Source organism: Caballeronia sp., assembly GCF_049581465.1.
Classification (GTDB): Bacteria; Pseudomonadota; Gammaproteobacteria; order Burkholderiales; family Burkholderiaceae; genus Caballeronia.
The window spans coordinates 1-7,677 of sequence record NZ_JBAUSA010000521.1 but is presented as its reverse complement, the minus strand read 5'-3'; the positions used below and the strand labels follow the sequence as shown (position 1 = coordinate 7,677).

Below are 7,677 nucleotides of genomic sequence, written 5' to 3'. Positions count from 1 at the left end.
GACGGGGTGCTGCTCGCGGTGGGGTTAGGGCGGAGGGGGTGCTGCGCGCGGCGAGTGTGGGGCTAACATTGAGTCCTTCTTCTAGCGTGGTCGTTCTGCTTAAATCGGATTTTCTTGCTTATTTCTATTAGCCCCTGTCCGGGGCGGGACTTCATTTCTGCAAACGCGCAAAGAAACGAAGCAAAGAAACGCGTTTAAACCGCCAATTTTTAAGGGTCGTCGTTTTAGATTTTCGGTTTTTGGCCCGAACGTAGCGCAGCCCCAAACATTTAACCCGCAGTTGAACACCCTCCTCAAGCACCAGCCGCGCGCACACGCTTCGCCTCCAACGTCCATCTATCGAGGGCGCAATCCTTCAGCATTCTCCATCACTAAACGGCGAAGCAACACGACTTGATTGACCGCGTCCGCTTCAAGTAACGAGAGTCCCTGCTTTGGAAACTCGTCTCGTACGTCGAGGTCCGAATCGATGTTCAAGTGCTCCTCAATGCCACTGCCGACGCTTTGAATCCACTCTGCAAGATTCTCGTTTGGCGAAACTTTTAGTCCGCCGAATCGCGCCCGCGTCGCCGTTCCGGCCATCCGTCGCAGAAGCGCCAGCGCGGTCGATGCAGACCGTTGGATCGCCGGCGTTTCCAGATGCTCAAGTCGCAGCCTTGCTACGACTTCTTCCGCATTGTTGCTCGCAAGGCCCGCAGCACGCCGCAGCCGTTCAAGCTCAAGGGCGTCGTTCCGTGTGCGCCCGACCGATGCACTCAGATAACTCAAGTGAATGCTGATCGCGGTCGACAGCCGGTCGCGAAGCTTGCTTGGTTCACGCGTCGGCCACAAGAGAAAGGTCGCGGCTAGCGCAATCACGCAGCCCAACACGTTGTTTCCCAAGCGCAACATCGCATGGACAAGCTCGGTGCCACCAGGCGAAGCAAAGTCGGCAACCAGGACAAAGGACGGCGTAATGAATAGCACGAACAAGCTGTAACTGACCGATCGCAACGCCATCGTCGCGCAGACCAAAGGAAACACAACAAGCGATAGGGCGATGGGTGCATGGACGACCAAGGTGATGGCGGCTGCAAGCAGGCCGCCAACGACGCTGCCAGCCGCACGCTCGACGCTGCGTGGCCAACTCGTGGCTATCGACGGCTGGAGTATCAGCAGCGTTGCCATGGTCGCCCAATACCCGTAGGGCAGATGCAACACGCGAACCGTTAGAAACGCGGCGGTGGCCGCTACGCCCACTCGAGCAGCATGGCGAGCGCCAATCGACTGAACCGATGCATTCGCCACTAGCGTCGCAGCACCACGCTCTACCGCTTGGAGGGCAGCAGCCCACCAGAGTATTGGCCGGCTGTTTGTCGACTCCAGGTCGCCATAGTCGATATTGAATCGCAGCAACACGGGCTCGCCAAGCGCGGCCTCAAGCCGTTCGGCATGCACACGCAAGCGCTCGCGCAGATGCGCCGGCGATTCCCAGGGATTGTCGGCGATTGCCTTTGCCAAGCCCGACAGAATCGCGGCGAATGAATCAAGAACGCGAGCGGTCCGCCGCGGGTTCGGCAAGCTGTGATGGCCGCGCTCGCACGCATCCGTTACCGCGATGAGATAGCCGAAAATCTGTTCGCTGTCCGCGAGCGCAAGCAACAGGTTCTCAAACGTGGCTCGCCCCGCGCTCTTGTCCGGCGCGACGCGTCCCAAAGCGTGGCGAGTGGCCTCAATCGCGGTGCGTGCCTGGCCTCGATATCGCGCTGCGTGGGACGCCCATTCGGCAAAGCTCGCGCTGTCCTGACGCAACAGGCGGGCGCTGTCGCGCGCCATATCCGCCAAGCGAAAATAGGTCGACCGCATGGCAGCGCGACTTGAGCCCAAGGGATGAATCCGCCACACCGAGAAGCTAAGTACCGTGGCGAACACGCAACCGAAAAGATAGAGCGCAAGGAATTGCAGGTCTTGGTGCGAACCCTGTATGGGCCGATCGACCATGACTACGCAAGCCGTCGCGGCGAGGATGGAAACTTGCGCGGCCGCTGACCCCCAAATGCGCCCGAGCGCGCCAAGGCACGCGAAAATGAGGACGGCTGCTGTCGCTGCAGCAATGCCAATACCGGACGCGTAAGCCGTCAACCCGCCGCAAACAGTCGATAGCAGCGCGAAGGCTGTCATCGACGCGAACCTCGTCCGATTCGAGCCGGCCGCATCTGCCAGACAGGTCCAAAAGGCACCTATTGCAGCCCACGCAAACTCTGGCATATGCAGGAAGTTGCCAAGCAGCAGCATGGCTGTCGATGCGCACGCGGCGCGTAGTCCCTCCGATAGATTCGCTTCCTCAAAAGCCAGGGAAACCATCCACCCAGGCCTGCGGCGGACTGCGCGCTCGGTAAGCGACGAAAATGTCGTCGCGCGAGCTCTTACGGCACTCCTGGTCTGATTGCGAAGATGACGAAAACGAAACATGCGACTCGACCCGATTGGAGCGGCTGCCTGGCGGCGCGCGCAAATTTCATTGCTAGCGGCTGCGTTCGGCGGGAAGGCTCGTCGTGTATCGATGGCCCGCCAAGCGCGAACCCACTTGAGACAATTCAACCGCATCGTTGCCTTGAAGAGCGCAATCGTAACGAAACCATAAAACGCGTTGGGTTTCGCGCTCAAGTCTGTATCTCGCCTTGCCGATAAACAAACATGGCGAGTAAGAGGCGTAACAGCCGCCGCACCGCGGCGTGCCGTGGGTAAAACGGCCATCAAAGTTTCGTGAATAAGTGTTGCGATTTTGCCGAAGGATATTTCGCAACGGACAGCACAGGCATAGAGTTAATGTGCTTTCTTAGGTTTGGTGTGCAGTGCGGGAGGTTTGTCATGAAGCGCAGGACGGCCAGACAACTTGTTGCCCAACTTTCGGATTTACGTCGTCTCGCGCGGTGCAGCGCACTGAGGGCGTCAGCGAGCGGCGGGACCATGATGCAAAGCCCTAGTGAAGAAATGGGGCCGAAAGCGCTTCACGCCATGCAAGACGGAGCGGAGCAGGAGTCGTTTAGCGGAGCAGCGCATGAAAGCCACCCATGAGCATTCACTGCGTACCCAGGTCGATAAATGGCTTGCGCCAGGACTCTCGACACCGGTTCGTGTGACTGAGTTCAGCCGCACACGAACGAGCGGGATACGTTATGTGTGCGTCGAAACTGCGTTGCCGCGAGGTCTGCGAGCATTGCTTTTTTTTCGGCACGACGACGGCTGCTGGTGCGTGTTTCCTCCGGCGTCCGATAGGCCGAATATGGCTTTGGTACGTGTGTCCGAGGATTTTACGGCCGCTTATTCGGAGGCTGGGTAGTGACTATATTTCGGAATACTTACAGTGTGAAGCGTGAATTTTGAAAGACAGCGCTTAGAGAGAAGGGCAATCAATATTCTGCACAGGAGGGTTATGCCCGAAAACGACAGCCGTTTCACATGCCATCTGACGTTATTCCATAACTAGCGGAAGGCGGTAGGCCCTACTTGCCGTGCGCCAGGCGCGCTCGACGTTTGTGCGACCGACTTTCCGTGAACTGCGACGCCAACCGGGGAGAAATACCATGTATATCGGGCTACTCGTCTCACAAGTTCGGCAGGACCGGGAAGCCGGCACTTACCACGACGCCACGCAGGCGCTCGACGCAACGCGCCCGCACCGCATCGCGGCGATTTGGCGGAAGGTTAAAGGCTTGTTTTCATAAAGGCCGCGTAGACGGCGCCGCTGGGTATTTTCGCCCGGCGGTTCTGGGGTCATGATGGAACACATTCGCAGCGAGGTTTAGCTTGAGAGATACGCGCGCGACATTGACTTTCACCGGTACGACATGGTCAAAGTAGCTAACGCGTTCGCACTTCCGGGGACGATCGTTCCGGTCCTGATATAACGCGCAGAAAACGTGAGGTTATAGGCGCGGGCAATCGACGAGGGCGTGATGTTGGAGACTCGTCGGCAGAGGGCCTTTCTACAAGTCGAGCGAAAAATCTGAACCGGTACCTGAATAAGTTACCTGCAAACGCGGAAGACTTCGGTGGAGAGCACACCCCTAAGAAAAAAGCACTGGGAATGAAATCACGGCTGAGGTGATTGTAGTTATCTACTGCTCGTGTGCTATCGGGTCTCGATCGGCGCGGACAATTGGGGGTAGTTGAAAGCGAAGGGCCGTGAGCGGCCCTTCGTCGTTATACCGCGGTGGTGGGGTGGCCGTTTCTCTATCCCCACGGGGCTATCTCCGGGGCGTATCTGCCATCGGCGCGCGATGTGGAGCGCAACGCACACAACGAAGGGAGTGACGATGCAGGGCACACATGCGTGCCACCGCAATAGGAGTTAGGTCCTGACTTCGTGTTCAATAGCGCGTTCGATAAGCTGGTTGAGACTGATTCCCTCGGCCGCCGCGGTTTCGACGGCGCGCGCATGAAGCTCGGGATCGATGCGTGCATTGAAGCGTCCGGAGAAGTGGCGTACCGGATCGATGCCGTTCTCGCGACAGACGTCGAGGAAGGTTGCCAAGGACTTGGCGCCCTCGGCCTTGAGGGTGGGAATGTCGCTCGCGTAAAAGTCCGCGCCACCGTTCAGGCCGAGAAATTCGCCGCGCAGCATGTCGGTGTCCGGGTCATAGGTGACGACGGCGCGATAGTTGTTGACGCTCAGGATGTTCATGGTTTCACTCCGTTCGATTCGAGCCACTTGCGGATGCTGGCGATAGCGCCCTTATCGGTGGTTGGCCAAGGGTGAGGGCGGTGATAGACCTGTACCTGGCCGAACAACACTACGGCGATGCGCGAGCCCTCACGTTCCATGACCGTGGCGCCCAACTCGAGGAAAAGCGCCTCGATGTCGGCCCAGCGCACGTTGGCCGAGACGGGCCGCGAAAACATCAGTTCAAGGGTCTTGGTACCACAAAATGGTACTGATGTGGACGCGAAATCGGAGAGGTGGGTGGTGAGGGCGGTTTCTGCGGTAGCGGCCATCGACACGCGATGTCGCGGCTTCCAAATAGCGAACTTCGACAACCCAACTCCCCGCACAACATCCAACACCCCCCCAATCGCATCAACCTGCGATCAAAACCGACCGACCACGATTTCGCAGTTGGACGGCATCCCGACACAGCGCGCGGCGTCATCGGGGCCAATCTCGCCGAGAATGACCCGCGCCGCCTGAAGCGTCCAGCCGTGGGTGACGACAAGGACCGTCTTCGGGCTGCTCAACTTCAGATCGGCGACCAGCGCTTGTACGCGAGCGAGCAGTCCCATGAACGGTTCTCCGTCGGGCGCAGCAGTGGTGGCCGGCGCAGGTTCGATAAATCGCTGGAAGTCATCGCCCGGCTTGCCTTCGAAGGCGGCACCCACTCTGTTTTCGTTGGCTAGCCGGTTCACTACCTGAGGCACCTTCAGCACCTGGTTGACCAGCCACGCAGTTTGGCGCGCGCGGAGAAACTCCGAGGTGACGATGAGCTCAACCCTTTCGTCTCGCAAACGCTCGCCTAACGCCTTCGCCTGCGCTTCCCCTTTCTCGGTCAAGTAAAAGCCGGTGCGTGGGTTGCTATTGCAAACCCCTCGGACGTTGCAGGGATATTCACCATGACGTGCAAAGATGATGCGCTTGGATGCAGTGCTGGGTTCAGACAACCAGTTTTCTTCGGACATGAGGCAGAAAGGGCGGACAGGGTTTGAGGAGGAGGCACGAATTGTAGCAACTCGACTCGATCCCACTATTTGCGTCGAGTTGAGGGGCGTCTTCTGCAAGCGGGATGCGTGTGCGCAACCCAGAGGGTTGGCGGACCGAGTGTCCCGAACGCGATTTCGTTTGTCTCACATCAAAATCGAACCCATGCGTTGAAAAAAAGCGGCTCGCGTGTTTAAGTACTTACCGCGCTGCATATCTTCCATCTCATGTAAGGAGCTTCGCGTCGCGGCTGCCGCCCGCTTGCGCGAACGTCAATGAACGCCGTATTCAAGACTTTCCTCGCACTCTTGCGTTTGCCCGGGTATCCCGGCATGGCTCTCGCGATGTTTCTCGCCGGAATCGCTTCATCGTTTGCCGTGCCGTACACGTCGTTGTTCGGCGCGACCGAGGCGCACATGACGCCCGTTCGCCTCGGCATCTTCATGACGTTGACCGCGATCAGCAGCGTCATCGTGAGCACCTATCTCGGGCGAGTGGCGGATCGGCGCGCGGACAAGAAACGCATCGTCGTATTGTCGATAGCCGGGGCGGCGATGGGTTATGCGTTGCTGTGCGTGACTCGAAACTACGTGTTGCTGACCATCTTTGGTTGCGTGTTCCTGAGTATCGGTGCGGCCGTTTTCCCGCAGCTATTTACATTCGGCAAGGCGCGATTGCACGCGGCAGGCATCGAAAATACCGAGTTACCGATGGCCACGCTGCGCACTACGCTCTCCTGCGCGTGGGTGTTTGGCCCGGCGGTCGGCGCGATCGTGTTGGGCGTCTCCGGCTTCAATGGGTTGTTTTTATCGGCGGCGGGCGCATTCGCCGTGGCCGGTGTGATCGTGATGCTGATGCGCGCGCCGAAGGTCTACGACACCGCGGACTCGGCCGACGCTACCTCAAGCGAAATTCCGCCGCAGGGCAAGAATGCGCATGTCTACGCGGCGCTGGCGGCCTTTACGCTCATTGGCATGGGTTCGACGATCGCGATGATCATGCTCCCGGTGCTGATTGTCGACCAGTTGCATGGAACGACCGCGCATGTCGCGCAGATGGTCGGCCTCGGCGCGTTCGCCGAAATCCCGATGATGCTGATGCTCGGCGGCGCCGCGCAACGGATCAACAAGGCAAACATGATCGCGTTTGCGTCGATGTCCCACATTGTGTATTTCGCCGGCATCGCGCTTGCGCCGAATTTGTGGGTGCTCGTGCCGTTGCAGATTCTCAACGCGGTGGTGGTGGCGGTCACGTCATGCCTTGGCATGTCCTATTTTCAGGAACTGATTCCCGGCGCGCTCGCCCGGGCGACCACGTTGTTCTTCAATACCATGCGGACCGGTTCGGTGATGGCGGGCGTGGCGTCGGGCTTTGTCGCGGCGACGTGGGGGTATCGTGCGGTATTCGTGTTCTGCGTCCTGTTGGCGTCGACGGCTTCGGCCCTGCTCTTTGCCTTCAACTATCAAAGGGGCGCGAAGCTGTTCAACAACGCGCCCGCTGAGCCCGAAACGACCGTAATCGTCATGACGGAGCAGGTTGAGACTGCTCCGTAATCTTTATATTGGATGATGATCCGGCGGCACATCGGGATGTTGCGGTTCCTCCGGGCCATGCCCCGGTGAGGGTGGCGTCAGCGGATCGGCCTCTGGATCGCGGGTTGGATCGGCGATTGGATCGGGAATCGGGTTCGTCTGCATCTCGTACTTCAATCCGTAGGTCATTCGCGTGCCTCGATTGTCAGGGAGTTCATGCCGCATCCATAAGCATAGGCGTATGCAGCGTGAAAGGTGCACCCCTAGCACGTTGCTACGTCGCGTTTTTCTTCTGAAGCGCGGTGCCCGCCATCGTTTCGATAGCTTCGGTTTCGCGGTGACTATCGAGGTATCGATGGCGCACCGAGCAAGCAACAGGCTCGACGGATCCGAAGCGAAGGCGAAGCGAAGAAAGCCGCCGCCCGTAATTGCGGGCGGCGGCTTTCTTTTAGATCTGTCGGAGGCGCGTTG

Annotated in this window: 7 protein-coding genes; 2 read left to right on the top strand and 5 right to left on the bottom strand. The window is 59.1% G+C overall.

Annotation, left to right across the window (positions count from 1 at the left end):
- Window positions 1-336 precede the first annotated feature (336 nt).
- On the bottom strand, window positions 337-2,343 hold the full coding sequence (locus tag WCA53_RS12815; protein ID WP_423910354.1) for an FUSC family protein: 2,007 nt from the start codon (window positions 2,341-2,343) through the stop codon (window positions 337-339).
- Window positions 2,344-3,040: 697 nt separating this feature from the next.
- Here WCA53_RS12815 and WCA53_RS12810 point away from each other — a divergent pair.
- Complete coding sequence (locus tag WCA53_RS12810) at window positions 3,041-3,322, top strand: hypothetical protein (RefSeq protein ID WP_423910350.1); 282 nt, start codon at window positions 3,041-3,043, stop codon at window positions 3,320-3,322.
- 1,011 nt (window positions 3,323-4,333) lie between these two features.
- Here WCA53_RS12810 and WCA53_RS12805 read toward each other — a convergent pair.
- From WCA53_RS12805 to WCA53_RS12795, 3 genes are read right to left on the bottom strand one after another with little or no spacing between them, the layout of a single operon-like run.
- Complete coding sequence (locus tag WCA53_RS12805; protein ID WP_423910346.1) at window positions 4,334-4,666, bottom strand: type II toxin-antitoxin system HicB family antitoxin; 333 nt, start codon at window positions 4,664-4,666, stop codon at window positions 4,334-4,336.
- Window positions 4,663-5,019 carry a hypothetical protein gene (locus WCA53_RS12800; protein ID WP_423910343.1) on the bottom strand — a complete coding sequence of 119 codons (357 nt, stop codon included), beginning with the start codon at window positions 5,017-5,019 and terminating at the stop codon, window positions 4,663-4,665. The genes WCA53_RS12805 and WCA53_RS12800 overlap by 4 nt, the downstream gene beginning before the upstream one ends.
- A 51-nt stretch (window positions 5,020-5,070) precedes the next feature.
- Window positions 5,071-5,655 (bottom strand): histidine phosphatase family protein, encoded by a 585-nt coding sequence (locus WCA53_RS12795; RefSeq protein ID WP_423910357.1) that lies wholly within the window; start codon window positions 5,653-5,655, stop codon window positions 5,071-5,073.
- 294 nt (window positions 5,656-5,949) lie between these two features.
- Between WCA53_RS12795 and WCA53_RS12790 the strand changes: the two genes are divergently transcribed.
- Window positions 5,950-7,227, top strand: a complete 1,278-nt coding sequence (locus WCA53_RS12790; RefSeq protein WP_423910340.1) for a sugar efflux transporter — start codon at window positions 5,950-5,952, stop codon at window positions 7,225-7,227.
- Window positions 7,228-7,230: 3 nt separating this feature from the next.
- On the opposite strand, the gene WCA53_RS12785 is transcribed toward WCA53_RS12790, so the two are convergent.
- The gene (locus WCA53_RS12785; RefSeq protein ID WP_423910360.1) at window positions 7,231-7,395 is read right to left on the bottom strand and encodes a hypothetical protein; all 165 of its coding nucleotides are present in this window, start codon (window positions 7,393-7,395) and stop codon (window positions 7,231-7,233) included.
- Window positions 7,396-7,677 lie beyond the last annotated feature (282 nt).